The sequence below is a fragment of the Microbacterium aurantiacum genome, assembly GCF_031625015.1.
Classification (GTDB): Bacteria; Actinomycetota; Actinomycetes; order Actinomycetales; family Microbacteriaceae; genus Microbacterium; species Microbacterium aurantiacum.
The window spans coordinates 102195-122558 of record NZ_JAHWXH010000003.1 but is presented as its reverse complement, the minus strand read 5'-3'; the positions used below and the strand labels follow the sequence as shown (position 1 = coordinate 122558).

16 protein-coding genes are annotated in these 20364 nt (G+C 71.2%); 6 read left to right on the top strand and 10 right to left on the bottom strand.

Annotated elements, in window-relative coordinates; genetic code table 11:
- Nucleotides 1-11 precede the first annotated feature (11 nt).
- A complete protein-coding gene (rsmA, locus tag KZC50_RS13360; RefSeq protein ID WP_310892005.1) occupies nt 12-863 on the bottom strand; it encodes a 16S rRNA (adenine(1518)-N(6)/adenine(1519)-N(6))-dimethyltransferase RsmA in 852 nt (283 codons plus the stop codon).
- Nucleotides 864-927: 64 nt separating this feature from the next.
- Here rsmA and KZC50_RS13355 point away from each other — a divergent pair, with 64 nt between their 5' ends.
- Nucleotides 928-2376, top strand: a complete 1449-nt coding sequence (locus KZC50_RS13355; protein WP_310892004.1) for a sugar porter family MFS transporter — start codon at nt 928-930, stop codon at nt 2374-2376.
- On the opposite strand, the gene KZC50_RS13350 is transcribed toward KZC50_RS13355, so the two are convergent.
- Genes KZC50_RS13350 through rsmI form a run of 3 tightly spaced genes read right to left on the bottom strand, consistent with a single transcriptional unit; the run spans nt 2358 to nt 5680 of the window.
- Complete coding sequence (locus tag KZC50_RS13350) at nt 2358-3239, bottom strand: TatD family hydrolase (RefSeq protein WP_301133617.1); 882 nt, start codon at nt 3237-3239, stop codon at nt 2358-2360. The two genes, KZC50_RS13355 and KZC50_RS13350, sit on opposite strands and share 19 nt — an antisense overlap.
- Nucleotides 3240-3241: 2 nt before the next feature.
- On the bottom strand, nt 3242-4819 hold the full coding sequence (gene metG, locus KZC50_RS13345) for a methionine--tRNA ligase (protein ID WP_310892003.1): 1578 nt from the start codon (nt 4817-4819) through the stop codon (nt 3242-3244).
- A gap of 9 nt (nt 4820-4828) precedes the next feature.
- Nucleotides 4829-5680 (bottom strand): 16S rRNA (cytidine(1402)-2'-O)-methyltransferase, encoded by an 852-nt coding sequence (gene rsmI / locus KZC50_RS13340; RefSeq protein WP_310892002.1) that lies wholly within the window; start codon nt 5678-5680, stop codon nt 4829-4831.
- A gap of 22 nt (nt 5681-5702) precedes the next feature.
- Here rsmI and KZC50_RS13335 point away from each other — a divergent pair, with 22 nt between their 5' ends.
- Nucleotides 5703-7283, top strand: a complete 1581-nt coding sequence (locus KZC50_RS13335; protein ID WP_301133621.1) for a dolichyl-phosphate-mannose--protein mannosyltransferase — start codon at nt 5703-5705, stop codon at nt 7281-7283.
- A 43-nt stretch (nt 7284-7326) separates the two neighbouring features.
- Here KZC50_RS13335 and KZC50_RS13330 read toward each other — a convergent pair whose 3' ends face one another.
- The gene (locus tag KZC50_RS13330) at nt 7327-8169 is read right to left on the bottom strand and encodes an aldo/keto reductase (RefSeq protein ID WP_301133622.1); all 843 of its coding nucleotides are present in this window, start codon (nt 8167-8169) and stop codon (nt 7327-7329) included.
- A 76-nt stretch (nt 8170-8245) separates the two neighbouring features.
- Here KZC50_RS13330 and hrpA point away from each other — a divergent pair, with 76 nt between their 5' ends.
- A complete protein-coding gene (gene hrpA, locus KZC50_RS13325; protein WP_310892001.1) occupies nt 8246-12193 on the top strand; it encodes an ATP-dependent RNA helicase HrpA in 3948 nt (1315 codons plus the stop codon).
- 6 nt (nt 12194-12199) lie between these two features.
- Here hrpA and KZC50_RS13320 read toward each other — a convergent pair whose 3' ends face one another.
- The 5 genes from KZC50_RS13320 to KZC50_RS13300 form a co-directional block, all read right to left on the bottom strand.
- On the bottom strand, nt 12200-13054 hold the full coding sequence (locus KZC50_RS13320; protein ID WP_301133625.1) for a sulfurtransferase: 855 nt from the start codon (nt 13052-13054) through the stop codon (nt 12200-12202).
- A gap of 70 nt (nt 13055-13124) precedes the next feature.
- A complete protein-coding gene (locus KZC50_RS13315; RefSeq protein WP_053548755.1) occupies nt 13125-13784 on the bottom strand; it encodes a methionine ABC transporter permease in 660 nt (219 codons plus the stop codon).
- The gene (locus KZC50_RS13310; RefSeq protein WP_310892000.1) at nt 13777-14820 is read right to left on the bottom strand and encodes a methionine ABC transporter ATP-binding protein; all 1044 of its coding nucleotides are present in this window, start codon (nt 14818-14820) and stop codon (nt 13777-13779) included. The genes KZC50_RS13315 and KZC50_RS13310 overlap by 8 nt, the downstream gene beginning before the upstream one ends.
- Nucleotides 14817-15713 carry a MetQ/NlpA family ABC transporter substrate-binding protein gene (locus KZC50_RS13305; protein WP_310891999.1) on the bottom strand — a complete coding sequence of 299 codons (897 nt, stop codon included), beginning with the start codon at nt 15711-15713 and terminating at the stop codon, nt 14817-14819. Before KZC50_RS13305 ends, KZC50_RS13310 begins: the two co-directional genes overlap by 4 nt.
- Nucleotides 15714-15902: 189 nt before the next feature.
- Complete coding sequence (locus tag KZC50_RS13300; RefSeq protein WP_310891998.1) at nt 15903-17231, bottom strand: M20/M25/M40 family metallo-hydrolase; 1329 nt, start codon at nt 17229-17231, stop codon at nt 15903-15905.
- Nucleotides 17232-17276: 45 nt separating this feature from the next.
- Here KZC50_RS13300 and KZC50_RS13295 point away from each other — a divergent pair, with 45 nt between their 5' ends.
- From KZC50_RS13295 to KZC50_RS13285, 3 genes are read left to right on the top strand one after another with little or no spacing between them, the layout of a single operon-like run.
- Nucleotides 17277-18281, top strand: a complete 1005-nt coding sequence (locus KZC50_RS13295) for a Gfo/Idh/MocA family protein (RefSeq protein ID WP_236968856.1) — start codon at nt 17277-17279, stop codon at nt 18279-18281.
- The gene (locus KZC50_RS13290; protein ID WP_053548760.1) at nt 18281-19144 is read left to right on the top strand and encodes an NYN domain-containing protein; all 864 of its coding nucleotides are present in this window, start codon (nt 18281-18283) and stop codon (nt 19142-19144) included. Before KZC50_RS13295 ends, KZC50_RS13290 begins: the two co-directional genes overlap by 1 nt.
- Nucleotides 19145-19176: 32 nt before the next feature.
- Nucleotides 19177-20364, top strand: coding sequence for an ROK family transcriptional regulator (locus KZC50_RS13285; RefSeq protein ID WP_082334778.1), 1188 nt, complete (start codon nt 19177-19179; stop codon nt 20362-20364).

Below are 20364 nucleotides of genomic sequence, written 5' to 3'. Positions count from 1 at the left end.
AGGGGCGTCGCTCAGGCGGGCCCGACGATCTCGGCGATGCGGACGAAGTCCTCCACCGAGAGCTCCTCGCCGCGCGCGGTCGCGGCCACCCCCGCGGCTTCGAGCTGAGCGGATGCCGCAGCCGCGGATCCGCCGAGCACACCGGACAGCGCCTGCCGGAGCATCTTCCGACGCTGTTGGAAAGCGGCGTCCACCAGCATGAACGTCCGTCGCCGCAGCTCCTCGGATCCGCGCGGTGTCGCGTCGCGCCGGAACGCCACGAGAACGCTGTCGACGTTCGGGACGGGCCAGAAGACCTGACGCGAGACGGTGCCGGCCAGGCGCCATGCGCCGTACCAGGCGGCCTTGACGCTCGGCGCGCCGTAGATCTTCGACCCCGGGGGCGCCGCCAGGCGCTCGCCGACCTCCGCCTGCACCATGACCACCCCGCGCTCGAGGTACGGGAACGACTCCAGGAAATGCAGGAGCACCGGGACCGAGACGTTGTACGGGAGGTTCGCCACGAGCACCGTGGGTTCGCCCGGGAGCTCGCGGACGCGGAGGGCGTCGGCGTCCACGACCGTGAGCGCGTCGGGTGCGACGCCGTGGGCGACGGCTGTCTGCGGGAGCCGCGCGGCCAGGCGGTGGTCGATCTCGACAGCGGTCACCGACGCACCGGTCTCCAGGATCGCCAGGGTGAGCGACCCGAGCCCCGGCCCGACCTCGACCACCCGCTCGCCCGCGCGCACACCGGCGACCTGGACGATCTTGCGGACGGTGTTGGCGTCGACGACGAAGTTCTGCCCCAGCTTCTTGGTGGGGGTGACCTCGAGTTCGGCCGCGAGCGCGCGGATCTCACCGGCGCCGAGAAGCTGGACGGGCATGCTCTCCACCCTAGTTGCGCGCCGAAGCTCCCCCCTCGCGATGGGAAGGACTACGGTTCCGGATATGACATCTCCCCTGCCCACGTCCGCGTTCTCGATGAAGAGTCCCTTCGGTCGTCGTGCGGTGGCCCTGTCCATCGCCGCCGCGGTGGGCGGGTTCCTGTTCGGCTTCGACTCCTCCGTCATCAACGGCGCGGTGAACTCGATCGAGACCCAGTTCGGTCTGACCTCGATCACCACCGGATTCGTGGTGGCCGTGGCCCTCCTCGGCTGCGCCTTCGGCGCGGTCCTCGCCGGCATCCTGAGCGACCGGTGGGGGCGCCTGCGGGTGATGCTCATCGGTGCGGTGATGTTCTTCGTCAGCGCCCTCGGCTCGGGTCTCGCCTTCACCGCGATCGACCTGACCTTCTGGCGGCTCGTCGGCGGCATCGGCATCGGCATCGCCTCGGTGGTCGCCCCCGCGTACATCGCCGAGGTCGCGCCGCGTCAGATCCGCGGGACGCTCGGCTCGCTCCAGCAGCTCGCGATCACCCTCGGCATCTTCGCCGCGCTCCTGTCCAACGCCGTCCTCGCCGGTGTCGCCGGCGGTGCATCGGACACGCTGTGGCTGGGGCTCGAGGCCTGGCGGTGGATGCTGCTGGTCGAAGCGGTCCCCGCGCTCGTGTACGGTCTCCTCGCGCTGAAGATGCCCGAGTCGCCGCGATTCCTCATCGCCAAGGGCAAGCCCGACGAGGCCCGCGCGATCTTCGCCAAACTGGTCCCCGAGGTCGACCTCGATCAGACGATGCGGGAGCTGCAGCAGCGGATCGTCACCGACCAGAAGAACGCCGGGGTGTCGCTGCGCGGCCCGCGGTTCGGGCTCCAGCCGATCGTGTGGGTCGGCATCATCCTGTCGGTGTTCCAGCAGTTCGTCGGCATCAACGTGATCTTCTACTACTCCACGACGCTGTGGCAGTCGGTCGGGTTCGACGAGTCGTCGTCCTTCGGGATCAGCGTGTTCACCTCGGTGATCAACGTCCTGGTCACGCTCGTGGCGATCTTCCTCGTCGACCGCGTGGGCCGCAAGCCCATCCTCCTCAGCGGATCGCTCCTCATGGCGGTCTCCCTCGGCACGATGGCGCTGTGCTTCGCCTTCTCCACGACGGATGCCGAGGGTGCGGTGTCGCTCCCGGCGCCCTGGGGACCCATCGCCCTCGTCGCCGCGAACCTCTTCGTCATCGGGTTCGGCGCGTCGTGGGGACCGCTGGTGTGGGTCCTCCTCGGCGAGATCTTCCCGAGCCGGATCCGCGGCAAGGCGCTCGGCGTCGCCGCCGGCGCGCAGTGGATCGCGAACTTCCTCATCACCGTCAGCTTCCCCGCGATGTCGTCGTGGTCGCTTCCGGTCACCTACGGGATGTACGCGGCCTTCGCGGCACTGTCCTTCTTCTACGTGCTCCTGCGCATCCCCGAGACCAAGGGGATGGAGCTCGAGCAGACCGAGACGCTGTTCGTCCGTCAGCCGAAGGCGCCGTAGACCGCGAGGGTGTTCGCGGCGATCCGCGCGCAGAGCTCGTCCAGCTCGACGCCGAGCTCGGCCGCCAGGAAGCGCACCGTCACCGGGATCAGGTAGGGCGCGTTGGGGCGCCCGCGGTGCGGGGTCGGGGTCAGGAAGGGTGCGTCCGTCTCCACGAGGATCCGCTCGAGCGGCGTGACCGCGAGGGCATCGCGGAGGTTCTGCGCGTTCTTGAACGTGACGTTCCCGGCGAAGGACAGGTAGTAGCCGCGGTCCGCGGCGATGCGTGCCATGTCGACGTCGCCCGAGAAGCAGTGGAACACCGTGCGGTCGGGTGCGCCGACGCGCTCGAGGGTGGCCAGCACCTCATCGTGGGCGTCGCGGTCGTGGATCTGCATCGCGATGTCGTGCGTCTTGGCGAGCGCGATGTGCGCCTCGAAGCTCTCGTACTGGGCCGGGAGGCCCTCGGCCTCGGTGCGGAAGAAGTCAAGCCCCGTCTCGCCGATGGCGCGCACGCGCGGCTGCGCGGCGAGCTCGTCGATGACCGCGATCGCCTCGTCGAGGCGTCCCGCGGCCTGGTACGCGGGCGCCTCGTTGGGGTGGATCGCCACGGCGGCGAGCACCCTCGGGTGGGATGCCGCCGCCCATGCCGACCACCGACTGGAGTCGATGTCGCCGCCGGCCTGGACGACGCCGATGACACCGACCTCGTCCGCGCGGGCGAGCTGCGCTGCGAGATCGAGCGGCTCGTCCCCGTCGACGATCTCGAGGTGGGCGTGATTGTCGTAGACCGGCACCGGGAGCGGCTCGGGAGCCGCGGGCCACCGGACGTCGCGACGCCCCTCCTGTGTGCGCTCGCGCACGTAGCCGCTCGGATCGCTCATCGTCAGGCGGACTGCTCCACCCGGGGGAACAGCGGCGCGAGACCGTTGACGCTCGTCCCGGGGCGGAGGACCCCCCAGGCGCCCGCCTCGCGGATCGGCTGATCCTGCAGGCGCCCGATCGTCTCGGCGGCACCGAGCGCGATCCAGAGCTTCTCGGTGGACTCCGGCATGACCGGCGACAGCAGCACCGCCAGCGCGCGCAGACCCTCGGCGGCCGTGTAGAGCACCGTCTCCAGGCGCGGCCGACGCTCGGGATCCTTGGCGAGCGCCCACGGCTCGTTCTCGGTGATGTAGAGGTTCAGCGCGTCCACGATCGTCCAGATCGCCGCAATCGCCTCGTCGACCCGGAATCGCTCGATCGCGGCATCCGCGGCAGCCGCCGCCTCGGCGACGATCCGCTGGATGCGCAGATCGCCCTCCTCGTAGGAGGCCTCGGGCGGGATCACGCCCTCGAAGTAGCGCTCGATCATCGCCGTGGTGCGCGACGCGAGGTTGCCGAACCCGTTGGCGAGCTCCGCCTGGTACCGGGCCGACAGGTCCTCCCACGAGAACGATCCGTCCTGTCCGAACGCGATCGCCGAGAGGAAGTAGAAGCGGTACGCGTCGGAGCCGAAGACGTCGGTGATCTCCGTCGGCGCGATGCCGGTCAGCTTCGACTTGGACATCTTCTCGCCGCCGACCAGCAGCCAGCCGTGGGCGAAGACCCCGCGGGGCACCTCGACGCCGGCGGCCATCAGCATCGCCGGCCAGATGACGGCGTGGAAGCGCAGGATGTCCTTGCCCACCACGTGGTACGCCGGCCAGCGGCGGTCGAACTCGTCCTGTTCGGCGCCGTATCCGACCGCGGTGGCGTAGTTCAGCAGCGCGTCGACCCACACGTAGATGACATGCGACTGGTCCCACGGGACGGTGATGCCCCAGTCGAACGTGGACCGCGAGATCGACAGGTCCTTCAGACCGTTCTTGACGAAGGAGACGACCTCGTTGCGGGCGGATTCGGGACGGATGAAGTCCGGCTGCGTGGCGTAGAGCTCCAGCAGCCGGTCGCCGAACTCGCTGAGCTTGAAGAAGTAGTTCTTCTCCTGGAGGAGCTCGAGCGGCTTGGAGTGGATCGCGCAGACCTTGAGCCCCTCGAAGGGCCCGGTGCCGTCGACGATCTCGGACTCGGTCTTGAACTCCTCGCAGCCCACGCAGTAGAGCGCCTCGAACTCGCCCGCGTAGATGTAGCCACGGTCGTGGATCGCCTGGACGAACTTCTTCACGCGCTCCTCGTGACGCTCCTGCGTCGTGCGGATGAAGTCGTCGTTGGCGACGTCGAGGGTCTCCAGCAGGGGGAACCAGGACTCGGAGACGAGCTTGTCGACCCACTCCTGGGGCTGGACACCGTTGGCCGCCGCGGCGCGCATCATCTTCTGCCCGTGCTCGTCGGTGCCGGTGAGCATCCACGTGTCGTCACCGGCCTGACGGTGCCAGCGCGCCAGGGTGTCGACGGCGACCGTGGTGTACCCGTGCCCGATGTGCGGGACATCGCTCGGGTAGTAGATCGGCGTCGTGATGTAGAAGGATCGGCCGGTGCTCACCAGGGAATTCTAGTTCGGTCCCGCGGACGCCCCGTCGCCGTGACGATCCGGCGACGCCAGCGCCGCCTGATACAGATCGCGGCGCGTGTGGCCGGTGTGCGCGGCGACGTCCACCGCCGCCTCCTTCAGACGGATGCCGGAGGCAACCTGCGCGCGCACCTGTGCGACCGCGTCGGCGAAGGAGATCTCGCGGGCGGGCGCCCCCTCGACCACGAGGACGACCTCCCCGCGGATCCCGTCCCGCGCCTGCTCGGCGACCTCGGCCGCGGTCCCGCGCAGGACCTCCTCGTACATCTTCGTGAGTTCCCGAGCGAGCGCCACCCGGCGGTCGGGACCGAACACCTCGGCGATGTCGGTCAGCGACGTCGCGACGCGCGACGGCGAGTCGAAGAAGACCATCGTCCGCGCCTCGGCGGCCAGCTGGCGGAGCACGGTGCGACGCTCCCCGGACTTCCTTGGCAGGAATCCCTCGAACGCGAACCGGTCGGTGGGCAGCCCCGACAGCGCGAGGGCGGTGAGGACGGCGCTCGGCCCCGGCAGGGCGGTCACGCCGACCCCCGCCGCGATCGCGGCGGCGACCACGCCGTACCCGGGGTCGCTCACGGTCGGCATCCCGGCGTCGCTCAGCAGCAGCACGTCCGCGTCGCGCGCGAGCTCGACGATCTCGCTCGCCCGCTCCTTCTCGTTGTGGTCGTGGAGCGCCACGAGGCGCGGGCGATGGGTCACGCCGAGGGCGGCCAGGAGGCGCTGCGTGGTGCGGGTGTCTTCGGCCGCGACGACCGGAACGGTGCCGAGGGCCTCCACGAGCCGCGCCGAGGCGTCCCCCAGATTGCCGATGGGGGTCGCCGCGAGGATGATCACCGCTCCAGCCTAGACTTGGCGGGTGACGCACGCCCGGCTCGAGACGCCCGCGGGGGCGCCGCGACCGAGCGTCTACGACCGGTGGCGGATCCGCCTCGGAGAGCCGCGGATCCTCCGCATCGCGGAGTGGGTCGCCCCGCTGCTGATCACCGTCCTGGCCGGCATCCTCCGGATGTGGAATCTCGGCCATCCGCACGCCCTGGTGTTCGATGAGACGTACTACGTCAAGGACTCCTGGAGCCAGTGGAACCTCGGCTACTCGGCGACCTGGCCCGACGACGTCGACGACCGCTTCGCCGCCGGCGAGACGGGACTGTTCGGCTCGGACGGCAGCTTCGTGGTCCACCCTCCGCTCGGCAAGTGGATCATCGGCGCCGGGATGGCGCTGTTCGGCGCGGATTCCACGGCGGGCTGGCGGATCGGCGTGGCGGTCGTGGGGACCCTCACCGTTCTCGCCGTCTACCTGCTCGCCCGCACCCTCACCGGGTCCGTCGTCTTCGCGTCCGTCGCCGGCCTCCTCATGGCGATCGACGGCATGGCCATCGTGATGAGCCGCGTGGCGCTCCTCGACGGACTCCTGACCTTCTTCCTCGTCCTGGCCTTCTGGTTCGTCGCCCTCGACCGCGCGCAACAGGATCGTCGGGCCGCGGCCCGGCGCCTCCTCGACGAGGACGCCGACCCCCCGGCGTGGGGGCGACTCAGCGTCGACCGCCCCTGGGTGCTCGCGGCGGGCGCGGCGCTGGGCGCCGCGAGCGCGGTGAAGTGGTCGGGTCTGTACGTGCTCGCGGCGGTCGGGCTGTATCTCGTCGTGGTCGACGCCCTCGCGCGCCGGCGCGCGGGCGTGACGTTCTGGCCGAGCGACGCGGTCTTCCGGCAGGGACCGGTGACCTTCCTCCTGCTCGTTCCGATCGCGGGCCTGGTCTACGTGATGTCGTGGAGCGGCTGGCTCCTCACGTCCGGGGGATACGGCCGCACGACGGGCACGGTCCCGGCACCGCCGGGGGATCTTGTCGGCGCCCTCGCGAACCTCTGGACGTACCACCAGGGGATCTACGGCTTCCACGTGGATCTGTCCACGCCGCACAGCTATCAGAGTCCCGCGTGGGCGTGGCTGTTCCTCCTCCGTCCGACGGCGATGTACACCTCCAGCTCCGCAGCGGGCGACGCCGGATGCCCCGGCCCGGGCGACTGCATCGCCACGATCTCGAGCATGCCGAACCCGGTGATCTGGTTCGCCGGCGTCATCGCCGTGGGCTACCTGCTCGTACGCCTGGTGCGCCGGCCGGCCGCGGGGCCGGCCCTCGCCCTCCTCGGCGTCGCGGCGACATTCGTGCCGTGGCTGCTGTACCCGGAGCGGACCATCTTCCAGTTCTACGCCGTGGCGATGCTGCCGTTCATGATCCTCGCGCTGACCTACGCCCTCCGCGACGTCCTCGGCCCCCCGGATGCCGGCGCCCATCGGCGCACGACGGGATTCGGTCTGGTCGCGGTCTTCCTCCTCGCGGCGATCGCGATGTCGGCGTTCTGGTACCCGATCCTCACCGCCGTCACGGTGCCCTACGACTTCTGGCGGATCCACTACTGGTCGGTCGGCGCGATCTGACGCGCCGACCGACCAGGAGTCGGAACCGCTGCCGGGAGCGGGGTCAGTTGACCTCGTCCGGGTGGGCGCTGACCCGGCCCGAGCCGTCGCCCGGATCCATCGCGTCGATCGCGGCGATCTCATCGGCGCTGAGGGTGAAGTCCAGCACGTCGAGATTCTCGGCGAGGCGCTCGCGGCGCACCGACTTCGGGAAGACGATGAAGCCCTTCTGCAGGTGCCAGCGCAGCACCGCCTGAGCGGGGGTCTTGCCGTGGGCGGCGGCGGCGGCGGCCACGGGCGCGGCGCCGAACAGGTCGTACTTGCCCTGGCCGAGCGGACCCCACGACTCGATGGCGACACCGTGGTCGGCGGCCCAGTCGGTGATCTCGCGCTGCTGGTAGGCCGGGTGCAACTCGATCTGGTTGACGGCGGGGACGACGCCGGTCGCCTCGACGATGCGCTCGAGGTGCGGGACGAGGTGGTTCGAGACGCCGATGCTGCGCGTGAGTCCCGCGTCGCGCAGAGTCACCATCTGCTCCCACGCGTGGACGTAGTCGTCCTTGGCGGGCGTCGGCCAGTGCACGAGGTACAGATCGACCTGCTCGAGGCCGAGACGGCCGAGGCTCTCGTCGATGGCCCGACGCGGTTCGTCGTCGTGATGGCGGTCGTTCCAGAGCTTCGTGGTGACGTAGAGCTCGTCGCGCGGGATGCCGCTCTTCGCGATCGCCGCGCCGACGCCCTCCTCGTTGCCGTAGATGGCGGCGGTGTCGATGTGGCGGTAGCCGAGCTCGAGGGCCTCGGTGACGGCGCGCTCCGCGTCGTCGGCCGGAACCTTGAACACGCCGTAGCCGAGCTGGGGGATGCGGTGACCGTCGTTGAGGGTCACCGTGGGAATCGAATCGGTCATGCCGATACCCTAGGACGGGGTCTGCAAGCTCGCGGGGCGGAGACATCGCCCCCTCCGCACGATACGATCGAAGGCTATGTCTTCGCCCGCGCCCGTGATCTCCTATCCGCAGGAGCTCCCCGTCAGCGCCGCGCGGGACGAGATCGCCGACGCCGTCGCGCACCATCAGGTCGTGATCGTCGCGGGCGCGACCGGCTCGGGGAAGACCACCCAGCTGCCGAAGATCTGCCTCGACCTCGGCCGGCAGAAGATCGCACACACCCAGCCGCGCCGGATCGCGGCCCGAACGATCGCCGAACGCATCGCCGAGGAGCTCGCCGTTCCGCTCGGGTCTACCGTCGGCTACAAGGTGCGCTTCACCGACAACGTCTCCGCCGACACCTCGATCGCGCTGATGACGGACGGCATCCTCCTCAACGAGATCCACCGCGACCGGCTTCTCTCGCGCTACGACACGATCATCGTCGACGAGGCCCACGAGCGCTCGCTCAACGTCGACTTCCTCCTCGGGTACCTGCACCGCCTGCTCCCCCGCCGCCCGGACCTCAAGGTCATCATCACCAGCGCGACGATCGACCCGGAGAGCTTCGCCGCCCACTTCGCCTCCGCCGACGGCACACCCGCCCCCATCATCGAGGTGTCCGGGCGCACGCATCCGGTCGAGGTCCGCTATCGACCCCGGGAGGCTCCGGCCGCGGGCGAGAACGAGGGCGACTCCGGCGACGACGTGGACGGCATCCTCCGGGCTCTCCGCGAGCTCGATCGCGAACCCGCCGGGGACGTCCTGGTCTTCCTTCCGGGCGAGGCGGAGATCCGCGACGCAGTGGATGCCGTGCGCGGCATGTACGCGAAGGATGCCGCGCCGACCGAGGTGCTGCCCCTCTACGGGCGTCTCAGCGCCGCCGACCAGCATCGGGTGTTCGAGCGCTCGAGCGTCGCCGGCGTCCGGCGCCGGGTGATCCTGGCCACCAACGTCGCCGAGACGAGCCTCACGGTGCCCGGCATCCGCTACGTCGTCGACACCGGGACCGCGCGCATCTCGCGCTACTCCGCACGCAGCAAGATCCAGCGGCTCCCGATCGAACCGATCTCGCAGGCCTCGGCGCAGCAGCGCTCCGGTCGCGCGGGCCGCACGAGTCCGGGTGTCGCGATCCGTCTGTACGGCGAAGACGACTTCCTCACGCGCGACGAGTTCACCGACCCCGAGATCCTCCGGACCTCCCTGGCGGCCGTCATCCTGCAGATGCTCGCTCTCGGGTTCGGCGACATCGAGCGCTTCCCCTTCCTCACGCCCCCCGACTCCCGCGGGGTCAAGGCCGCGTTCGATCTCCTCCGCGAACTCGGCGCGGTTTCCTCCGGCACACGCGGGGAGAACCGGCTCACCGACATCGGTCGCGAGATCGCGCGGCTGCCCATCGATCCGCGGTTCGCGCGCATGCTGCTCCAGGCCCGCAGGGACGGGGTCCTCCCGGCGGTGCTGGCGATCGTGTCGGGCATGTCGATCCAGGATGTGCGCGAGCGCCCCGAAGAGCGACGGGAGGAGGCGGATCGCCTCCACGCGCGCTTCACCGATCCGACGAGCGACTTCCTCTCCCTGCTGAACCTGTGGAACCACCTGCGCGAGAAGCAGGACGAGCTGGGATCGAGCGCCTTCCGCAGGCTCTGCCGCGCCGAGCACCTCAACTACGTGCGGGTGCGGGAGTGGTCCGACGTCCACCGACAGCTCACTCAGCTCCTGCGCCCCGCCGGCGACGAGCGTCGCGAGCCCCGCGATGCGCCGGCGGATCCGGATGCCGTCCACCGGGCGATCCTGTCCGGCCTCCTCTCCCACATCGGCATCCTCGACGAACGCTCCTCCGCGAAGGGCGCCCCCGCTCGTGGCACCGGACGCGGCAAGCCACCGGGGGCGGAGTACCTCGGCGCGCGCGGCGCGCGTTTCGCCATCTTCCCGGGGTCGGGGCTCAAGAAGAAGCGACCCTCCGCGCTCATGGCCGCCGAACTTGTCGAGACCTCGCGGCTGTTCGCCCGGACGGTGGCCGAGATCGACCCGGCCTGGGCCGAGGCCCTCGCGGGTGATCTCGTCCGCCGCCAGCTCAGCGAGCCGCACTGGTCGCAGACGGCGGGAGCTGCGTCGGTCTACGAGAAGGTCACCCTCTTCGGCGTCGAGATCATCGCGCGCCGGCGGGTGCAGCTGGCGCGCTTCGACCGGCCCCTGGCCCGGGAGATGTTCCTCCGCCACGCGCTCGTCGACGACGACTGGGATCCGAGCGGCCTCGACAAGCGCGCGGGCGCGTTCCACCGCCGCAACCACGAGCTCCGCCGCCGTCTGGAACGGCTCGAGGAGCGCCAGCGCCGGCGCGACATCCTCGTCGGCGACGAGGCGGTGTTCCGCTTCTACGACGCCCGCGTCCCGCGCGATGTGTTCGACGTCCGCTCGTTCGAGGCGTGGTGGAAGGAGCACTCCCTCCGCGCTCCGCGGCTGCTCGACATGAGCGAGGCGGATCTCGTCGACGAAGCCTCCCGCGGGGACGAGCGCGACTTCCCGGGGCGGTGGACCCAGGGCGACCAGGTGCTGACCCTCGCCTACCGCTTCGAGCCGGGCGCCGAGGACGACGGCGTCACCGTGGTCGTGCCCATCGCGCTCCTCGCCACCCTCCGCCCCGAAGGATTCGACTGGCAGGTCCCGGGCATGCGGGACGAGCTGATCACGGCGCTCCTCCGGGCCCTCCCCAAGGCGATCCGTCGTCACGTCGTCCCCGCCGGAGACTGGGCGGGCACCTTCGCCGCGGAGCTGCGAGGACAGGGGCCGGAGGATCACGACGGGCTCCCGCCGGAGTCCCTCCGCGCCGCCCTCGCGCGACGGATCCGGCGCGTGGCGCACCAGCCCGTGACAGCCGACGACTTCGAGTCCGATCGCGTCCCCACCCACCTGCAGGTCACTTTCCGCGTCGTCGACGGCCGCGGGCGCGTGCTCGGACGCGACACGGATCTCGCCGCCCTCCAGTCCGCGCTCTCCGCCCGCGCCCGCGAGGAGGTGTCCCGCTCGCTCTCCCGCCCCGCCACGGCCACGCCGTCCGCCCGGGGCGGCGCACCCCGCACGGGCACGCGCAAGGATGCCGCGCCGAACGACGCGCCGGCCTTCACGGAGCAGTCCGGCCTCACTTCCTGGCCGTCGGAGACCCTCCCCGAGGTGGTCGACACCCGCGTCGCCGGCGGCGTCGTCCGTGGGTATCCGGCGATCGTCGACGACGGCTCGACGGTGTCGCTGCGCGTGGAGTCCACGCCCGAGCGCGCGCGGGAGGCCACGCACCGCGGCATCCGTCGACTGCTGCTGCTGGCGGTGCCCTCCCCCGCGACGTACGTGCTGGACCACCTCACCTCGACCGAGAAGCTCGCCCTCGCCGCCTCGCCCTACCCCTCGGCGAAGGCCCTCGTGGAGGACGGCCGTGTCGCCGTCGCCGACGCGGTGCTCCGCCAGGCCGCTCCGGACGGCGTGATCCGCACCCGGGCGGAGTTCGAGCGGGTGCGGGATGCCCTGTCGGCGGTCGTCCTCGACGAGACGTTCCGGGTGGTCTCGCTCGCCGCGAAGATCCTCATCGCGGCGCGCGACGTCGAACGCGGCATCCGTGATCGGAACTCCCTCACGCTCCTCTCCGCCCTCGGCGACGTGAAGTCGCAGCTGGCGGGGCTGGTCTTCCCCGGTTTCGTCGCCCGCACCGGAACGGTTCGGCTCGCGCACCTGCCGCGCTACCTGCGCGCTGCACGGGAGCGTCTGGACGGCATGGCCGACAACCCCGGCCGCGACCGGCAGCGCCAGACCGAGTTCGAGCGTGCCGCCGCCCTCTACGCCGATGCCGGCGGCGTGCTCCCCCTCCCCGAGAACGCCGCTCCCGCACTCACGAGCGCGCGGTGGCTGCTCGAGGAGTATCGGGTGAGTCTGTTCGCGCAGGGGCTCGGGACTGCCGAGCCGGTGTCGCTGCCGCGCATCCAGAAGGCGCTGCGCCCGGACGCGGGATCCCGCTGACGCGCGTCACGCCGGTCGCACCACGCCCTCCGGCGTCGGACCGGTCGCCACGAGGCGTCCCGGCGTCCGCGACCAGGCGCTCCACGACCCCGGGAAGAGAGTGACCTCGATTCCGGCGAGTTCACCCGCGAGGACGGCGTGGCTGGCGGCGATCCCCGACCCGCAGGACGCGGCCACCGGCACCGTGCCGTCGGCGCCGGCCGCGGCGAAGAGCGCGCGTAGCCGCGCGGGCTCGGCGAAGCGTCCCCGATCGATCAGGGCCGTCGTGGGCAGATTCACCGCTCCCGGGATGTGACCGGCCACGGGGTCCATCGGCTCGCTCTCCCCGCGGTAGCGCTCGGCGGCGCGCACGTCGAGGAGGACGCCGTGCGATGACCACCGCGCCGCCTCCTCGATGTCGATCGTGCCGCCGTCGATCGCGTCGAGGGCGATGTCCCCCGGCGCCGGCAGCACGTCGCCGGTCTCGAGGGCGTGACCGGCGTCGGTCCAGGCGCGCAGGCCCCCGTCGAGCACGCGCACGTCGGCGACGCCGCTCCGGGTGAGCAGCCACCAGGCGCGCGCCGCCGCCACGGAATCGATGTCGTCGTAGACCACGACCGCATCTCCGCGCGAGATGCCCCAGCGCCGGGCGGCGCGCTGGAGATCGGCCGTCGCGGGAAGCGGATGCCGGCCCTCCTCCGGTTCGCCCCGTCGGGAGAGCTCCCGCTCCAGGTCGACGTACACCGCCCCCGGCAGGTGGCCCGCGACGTAATCGGGCCGACCCTCGGGCCGGTCCAGACGCCACCGCACGTCCAGCAGGCGCACGGGGGTACCCTCCTCGAGGAGCGCGGACAGGTCGGCGGAGTCGATCAACAGGGCCATGGCGTCATCGTCCTCCCCGACCGGCCCCGAGCACAGCACCGGGCGCAACAGTTCGACATCCCCGCGGCGATCACCGGCGCAGCACCTTCCGCGCGAGCGCGTTCCCCAGGAACTGCACCGCCTGGACGATCACGATGATCACGAGGACCGCGGCCCACGTGACGGCGGGATTGAACTGACGGAATCCGTAGACGATCGCGAACTCCCCGAGTCCTCCGGCGGCGACGGCGCCCGCGATCGCGGTCATGTCCACGAGGGCGACGAGGATGAAGGTGTACCCGAGGATGAGCGGGCCGAGCGCCTCACGGGGCACGAGCCGGAAGAGGATCCGCGACCGGCTCGCCCCGGCGGCGCGCGCCGCTTCGATGACGCCACGATCGACCGTCAGCAGGTTCTGCTCGACGATCCGGCTGATGGCGAACATCGAGGCGAGGCTGATCGCGAAGATGCCGAACTCGGGCCCGATCCCGGGGATGCCGATCCCCCGGGCCAGCGGCTGCACGGCGGCGAGGAGGATGACGAACGGGATCGGCCGGAAGAAGTTCACGACCACGTTGAGCACGCCGAACACCGCGCGCTGCGGGAAGAGACTGCCGGGGCGGGTGGCGTACAGCGCGAGGCCGAGCAGGAGCCCGGCGAGACCGCCGAAGAGGAGCGCGATCGACACGACGTACAGCGTCTCGAACGTCGCCGCCCACAGCTCCGGCAGCAGCGTGAGGAGCCTATCCACGGTTCACCTCCTCGGTCAGCGGCGCGAACCTCGACGCGCGCTCGATCGCCCGCTCGACGGACGACGCATCGCCGTCGACGGCCAGGGTGAGGTGTCCGAAGACGCGGCCGCGGATGTCGTTGATCCCCCCGTGGATGAGCTCGAAGCGCACCCCCTCCGCGCTCAGCGCGGCGAACACCTCCGACTGCGTCACATCGCCGTCGCGGACGGTGAAGGTCACGATCCGCCCCGGATGCCGCCGCCGCAGCGTCTCCCACTGCTCCCCGCGCGGAACGTCCTCGATGATGCTCGCCACGAACCGTCGCGTGGCCGACTGCTGCGGGGCCGAGAGGATGTCGAAGACGTCGCCGCTCTCGATGATCCGGCCGTTCTCCATCACGACGACGCGGTCGGCGAGTCTCCGGATGACGTCCATCTCGTGCGTGATCACCAGGATGGTGATGCCCAGCTCGCGGTTGACGCGCTGGAGGAGGTCCAGCACCTCCTGGGTCGTGTCGGGGTCCAGCGCGCTGGTGGCTTCGTCCGCCAGCAGGATGCGGGGGGTCGTCGCCAGCGCCCGGGCGATCCCGACGCGCTGCTTCTGCCCGCCGGAGAGCTGCTCCGGATACGACCCGGACTTCGCCGACAGGCCCACGAAGTCCAGCAGCTCCGCCACGCGCTCGCGGATGACGGCACGCGGACGACCGGCGACCTCCAGCGGGTACGCGACGTTTCCGGCCACCGTCCGGGAGCCGAACAGGTTGAACTGCTGGAAGATCATCCCGATGTCGCCGCGGAGCGCACGGAGGTCCTTCTCGCGAAGTCCCGTGATGTCGCGCCCGTCGACCTCGATCGTCCCGGACGTCGGCTTCTCGAGGGCGTTGACGAGGCGGAGCACCGTGCTCTTGCCCGCCCCCGAGTAGCCGATGATCCCGCAGACCTCGCCCGCGGCGATGGTCAGCGACACGTCATCGACCGCGAGCGTGCGCGAAGCGCCCCTCGCCGTCGGCGGATAGGACTTGGTGACGCCCGCGAGGCGGATCAGGGAGGCGGTCACTGGTTCGCGCGGATGTCGTCCTCGACGTCGGTGAGCGACGCGACGAGTTCCGACGCGGGGGTCGTCACGAACACCGCGGTGCCGCCGGACGCCTCCTGCAGGCCGTCGAGAACCGCCTGGTCGGTCTGGAAGATCTCCACCAGACGCTGATAGGTGGGGTTGTCGGCATCCGCCGCCTTGGCGGCGAAGATGTTGACGTAGGGAACGGCGTTCGGGTCGGACGGGTCGTCGGTGGCGATCGCGTCGTCGAAGCTGAGCCCGGCATCCGCGACGAAGTCGTTGTTGATGATCGCGGCGGCGACATCGGGGAGGGAGGTCGCGGTGAAGGCGGCGTCGAGCGCCTCGACCGTCACCTTCGACTCCGGCAGGACATCGGCGACCGTGGAGAAGATCGACCCGCCGTCCTCGAGCTCGATGAGTCCCGCGGACTGCAGGACGAGGAGTCCGCGGGCCTGGTTGGACTCGTCGTTGGGAACCGCGACGGTCGCGCCCTCGGGGATGTCGGCGACATCGTCGTACTGGCTGGAGTACAGCCCGAGCGGATAGATCGCCGTCGCGCCGATCGGCTGCAGGTCGTCGGCGCTGCTGACGTTGTAGGTGGCGAGGTAGATGATGTGCTGGAACTGGTTGAGGTCCAACTCATCGGCCGACAGCGCCGGGTTCGGCTGCGTGTACTCGGTGAAGTCCACCAGCTCCACCTCGATCCCCTCGGCGGCCGCGGCCTCGACGTACGTCGCCCAGTACGGGTCCCCCGCACCGACCACACCGATACGGACCGGCCCGTCGCTGCCCGCCTCGGTCGCGGAGTCGGACGCGGTCGATGCGCATCCGCTGACGCCCAGGGCGACGGCGAGCGCGAAGGCGGTGACGGACAGCGGCTTGATGACGGACATGGTGCTCCTCGTGGTTGTCGACACCACGCGCGCGGACGGACGACCGCGGTGGCGGGTGGATCACACCCGCTCGCCTCATCGCGGTGCCTCCGGCAGGTTAGGCACGCCGTCTCGCGCGCCGAAACCGCGCCGTAACATGCCGACACCCGCCGGTGTCCGCGGCGGCGGGTGTCGGCGGGCGCAGCCCTCTCAGGACGCGCGGATCAGCGCTCCGTAGAACGCGATGCCGCGCAGCCACACGCCCACGCGGATGCGCTCGTTCGGCGCGTGCAGGGCGTCGCGCTCGGCGCGGGTGAGGTGGAACGGGGTGAAGCGGTAGACGTGCTCGCTGATCCCGGTGAACCAGCGGCTGTCACTGGCTCCGAGCTGCAGGTAGGGCGTGGTGACGACATCCGTCCCGAGGGTGTCGGCGACCGCCGTGGCGATCCGCCGCCACGGCTCGCCGCGCCACGGCGAGACCGGGGAGGGGTCGCTCCCCTGGCGCAGCTCGACCTCCACCGCCGGATCGCCGATCACGCGGCGCACGCGCGCGATCGCCGCCTCCACCGTGTCGCCGGTGAGCAGGCGCACGTTCACGGTCGCCCGCGCGCGCGTGGCGAGGACGTTCTCCCCCACCGCCCCGTCCAGCTCGGTCACGACCGCGGTGGTGCGGACGATCGCGTTCGTCTCGGGGCCCGCGAGCGGGAGGGCGCGGGCGAGCAGCGGTGCGGTGACCGCGAGGTTCGCGAGGAGGGGCCGCAGCGGCCCGCGCGCGTGCGGGGCCAGCGTCGCCAGCATCGCCCGCACCGGCGGGGCCAGGCGCACGGGGAACGGATGCCGGTGCAGTCGCCCGATCGCGCGGGCGAGCCGCGCGGGAGCCGGAAAGGACGGCGGCGTCGAGGCGTGGCCGCCGGCCTCGTGGACGGTGAGGGTCAGCGTCATCACACCGCGCTCGGCCACCCCGACCATGGCCGTGGGCACGCCGACACCGGGGAGGACCCCCTCGACCACCGCGCCGCCCTCATCGAGGACCAGGGCGGGCCTGATGCCGCGCTCCTGGAGCACCGTCGCGATCGCCCGGGCGCCGTCACCGGCGGTCTCCTCGTTGTGTCCGAACGCGAGATAGACGTCGTGGGCGGGGACGACGCCGTCCGCGAGCGCGACCTCCACCGCCTCGAGGATCGCCACGAGGGCGCCCTTGTCGTCGATCGCGCCGCGGGCGTGGATCTCGGCATCCGCCCCTTCGCCCGAGATCTCGGCCGCGAACGGCGGATGCCGCCACTCGGTCGGATCGACCGGGACGACGTCCTGGTGGGCCATGAGCACCAGCGGACGCTCGGGGGTCGTGCCGCGCCAGCGGTACAGGAGTGCGTGCCCGGCGACGACCTCGCGCTCGAGCTCGTCATGCACGCGCGGATAGAGCCGCGCGATCGTGTCGTGCAGGAGATCGAACGCGACGGTGTCGACGAGCGACTCGTCGACGTGCGAGACGGTGGGGATCCGCAGGATCTCTCGGAAGCGCTCGATCGGGGTGCTCACCCTGCGAAGCCTAATTCGCCACGCCCCGCCCGCTACCCTCGGAGGATGACCGCATCCGCATCCCCGAGCCTTCGCTGGGGCATCCTCGGCCCCGGCGGCATCGCGCACGCCTTCATCCGCGACATCCGTCTCGCCGGCCGCGACGTCGTCGCCGTCGGATCGCGCGATCGTGAGAAGGCCGCGGCCTTCGCCGAGCAGTACGCGATCCCCCGCGTGCACGGCAGCTACGAGGACCTCGTGGCCGACCCCGAGGTCGACATCGTCTACATCGCCACGCCGCACCCGTTCCACCACGCCCAGGCCCTCCTCGCCCTGAACGCCGGCAAGCACGTCCTGGTGGAGAAGCCCTTCACCCTCACGGCCGCCGAAGCCGCCGAGGTGCGCGACGTCGCGGCCGAGCGGGGGCTGCTGGCGATGGAGGCGATGTGGACGCGCTACCTCCCGCACATGGCGCGCATCCGCGAGATCATCGCCGCCGGGACCCTCGGCGAAGTGCGCGCGGTCATGGCCGACCACACGCAGCTGCTGCCGTCGGATCCCACCCACCGCCTGAACGCCCTGGAGCTCGGGGGCGGCGCGCTGCTGGACCTCGGGGTGTACCCCGTGTCGTTCGCGTGGGACATCCTGGGTGAACCGATCTCGATCGCCGCCTCCGGACGCCTCGGCGAGACCGGCGCCGACACCGAGGTCGCCACGATCATGGTGCACCCCTCCGGGGCCGTGTCCACATCGCTCTCGGCCTCCCGGGCGTCGGGACCGAACGTCGCCCACATCATCGGCACCGAGGGGCGGATCGACATCGACCGCGTCTGGTACAACGCCACCTCGTTCCGCGTGATCGGCCCCGACGGCACGGTCATCGAGGAGTACCGCTCCGAGATCTCCGGGCGCGGGATGCAGTTCCAGGCGCTCGCGGCGGAGGCGTACATCGCCGACGGCACCCTCGACAGCGCCCTGCTCCCGATCGACGAGACGGTGGCGATCATGGAGACCCTCGACGAGATCCGCGGCCTCATCGGCGTGCGCTACCCGTCGGAGGAGGAGGACTGATGGCTCCCGCTCCCGGCGCCCGCGTGGCGGTGTATCTCGACTTCGACAACATCGTGATGTCCTGGTACGACCGGGTACACGGACGCAACGCCTACTCCCGCGACCGGCAGAAGATCGCCGCCGACGCCACGGATCCCGAGATCGCCGAGCGGTTGACCGCGGCGACCATCGACGTCGGCGCCATCATCGACTACGCCACGTCCTTCGGGACGCTGGTGACCACGCGCGCCTACGCCGACTGGTCCGCTCCCGTCAACGCCGAGTACCGCTCCCAGCTCGTCGCTCGAGCGGTGGACCTCGTCCAGCTCTTCCCGGCCGCCGCCTACGCCAAGAACGGCGCGGACATCCGTCTGGCGGTGGATGCCGTGGAGGACATGTTCCGCCTTCCCGACCTCACCCACGTCGTCATCGTCGCGGGAGACTCGGACTACGTCCCGCTCGCGCAGCGGTGCAAGCGCCTCGGACGCTTCGTCGTCGGGGTCGGGGTCGCCGGCTCCACGGCGAAGTCCCTCGCCGCCGCGTGCGACCAGTTCGACTCGTACGACGCCCTCCCCGGCGTCGCCGTCCCCGCGAGCGCGGAGAAGGAGTCCACCCCCACGCGCCGACGCGGGCGGAAGGCGGCATCCGATCCCACCGCCGATCTCCTGGAGCGCGCGCTGCGGCTGGAGAGCGACAAAGAGGATGCGGAGTGGCAGCACGCCTCGGCGGTGAAGAGCCTGATCAAGCGGCTCGACCCGTCCTTCAGCGAGAAGGCCCTCGGTCACAAGAGCTTCTCGGAGTTCCTCAAGGCCCATCCCGCCGTCGCCGAGACCGACGAGGCCGAGAACATCGTCCTGGTGCGGCTCGCGGCCGACCGCCGCTGACGCCCGCACCGGCGAGCGGTACAGTGTGTCCCGTGGCACGCCGTACTCCTCCGCCGGGCTCGCAGACCTCCCTGCGAGAGGCGAACCGTGCGCGCGTGATCGAGTCGCTGAAGCGCCACGGACGTCTGACGCAGGTGGAATTGGCCGGAAGCACGGGTCTGTCGCCGGCCACGGTGTCGAACATCGTCAAGGAACTCACCGCCTCGGGGCTACTGCACACCTCGTTCACGTCCCGCAGCGGTCGGCGCGCGACACTGGTCTCGCTCGCGCGTCAGGTCGGGCTCGTCGCCGGAGTCCACTTCAGCTCCCGACACCTGCGCATCGCCATCGCCGATGCCACGCGCACCACCGTCACCCAGACCACGCTTCCGCTCCCCCTGGACCACCGCCACGACGCGGAGCTGGACCGGCTGAGCCTCCTACTCGGCGACATGATGGAGTCCCTCGGCGGATCGGTCACGGATCTCCTCGCGGTGGGTCTCGCCCTCCCCGCACCGATCGATCCGCGCACGGGGATGGTCTCCACCCCCGGGCTCCTCCGCGGCTGGGAGGGCGTCGACGTCGCCGAGAGCCTCACCTCCCGCATCGGCCGCCCCGTGCACGTGGACAGCGAAGCAAACCTCGGCGGTCTCGCCGAGGCCCGAGAGGGCGCCGGCCGTGCATCGCGCTCGTCGGTGTTCATCCGCATCGGCCACACCATCAGCGCCGGAATCATCGTCGACGGCGATCTCTTCCGCGGGGTCAACGGCAAGGCCGGGCAGATCGGACACGTCACGCTCGACGAGAACGGCCCCATCTGCCGGTGCAGCAACCGCGGATGCCTCGAGACTTATGCGGCGGGCCCCGCCCTCCTCTCGCTCTTCCCGCCCGGCGAGGGGATGCAGCGCCTGGGCGATCTCCTGCAGGCCGCCGAGTCCGGCGACGGCAGCTCGCGACGCGTCATCGCCGACGCAGGCCGCCACATCGGCGTCGCCGCGGCGAGCCTGTGCAACCTCTTCGACCCCGAGCTCATCATCGTCGGCGGCGAGCTGGGACTCGCGGGCGAACTCCTCATGGCTCCCATGCGCCACTCGCTGGAGCGCACGGCGCTCGCCTCCGCCGACGGTCTCCCCGAGATCGTCGAGGCCTCGTTCGGCGAATGGGCCGAGACCCGCGGGGCGATCGCGACGGCCCTCGACCAGGTCGCCGTCGACGCCCAGACCCTGCCCATCACGGCCTGA

Bases quoted from the DNA above. Each gene is read 5' to 3' on its own strand.
- KZC50_RS13350 (WP_301133617.1), bottom strand. From the start codon at position 3,239: ATGAGCGATCCGAGCGGCTACGTGCGCGAGCGCACACAGGAGGGGCGT.
- KZC50_RS13295 (WP_236968856.1), top strand. From the start codon at position 17,277: ATGACCGCATCCGCATCCCCGAGCCTTCGCTGGGGCATCCTCGGCCCC.
- KZC50_RS13355 (WP_310892004.1), top strand. From the start codon at position 928: ATGACATCTCCCCTGCCCACGTCCGCGTTCTCGATGAAGAGTCCCTTC.
- KZC50_RS13305 (WP_310891999.1), bottom strand. From the start codon at position 15,713: ATGTCCGTCATCAAGCCGCTGTCCGTCACCGCCTTCGCGCTCGCCGTC.
- hrpA (WP_310892001.1), top strand. From the start codon at position 8,246: ATGTCTTCGCCCGCGCCCGTGATCTCCTATCCGCAGGAGCTCCCCGTC.
- KZC50_RS13330 (WP_301133622.1), bottom strand. From the start codon at position 8,169: ATGACCGATTCGATTCCCACGGTGACCCTCAACGACGGTCACCGCATC.
- KZC50_RS13320 (WP_301133625.1), bottom strand. From the start codon at position 13,054: ATGGCCCTGTTGATCGACTCCGCCGACCTGTCCGCGCTCCTCGAGGAG.
- rsmA (WP_310892005.1), bottom strand. From the start codon at position 863: ATGCCCGTCCAGCTTCTCGGCGCCGGTGAGATCCGCGCGCTCGCGGCC.
- KZC50_RS13290 (WP_053548760.1), top strand. From the start codon at position 18,281: ATGGCTCCCGCTCCCGGCGCCCGCGTGGCGGTGTATCTCGACTTCGAC.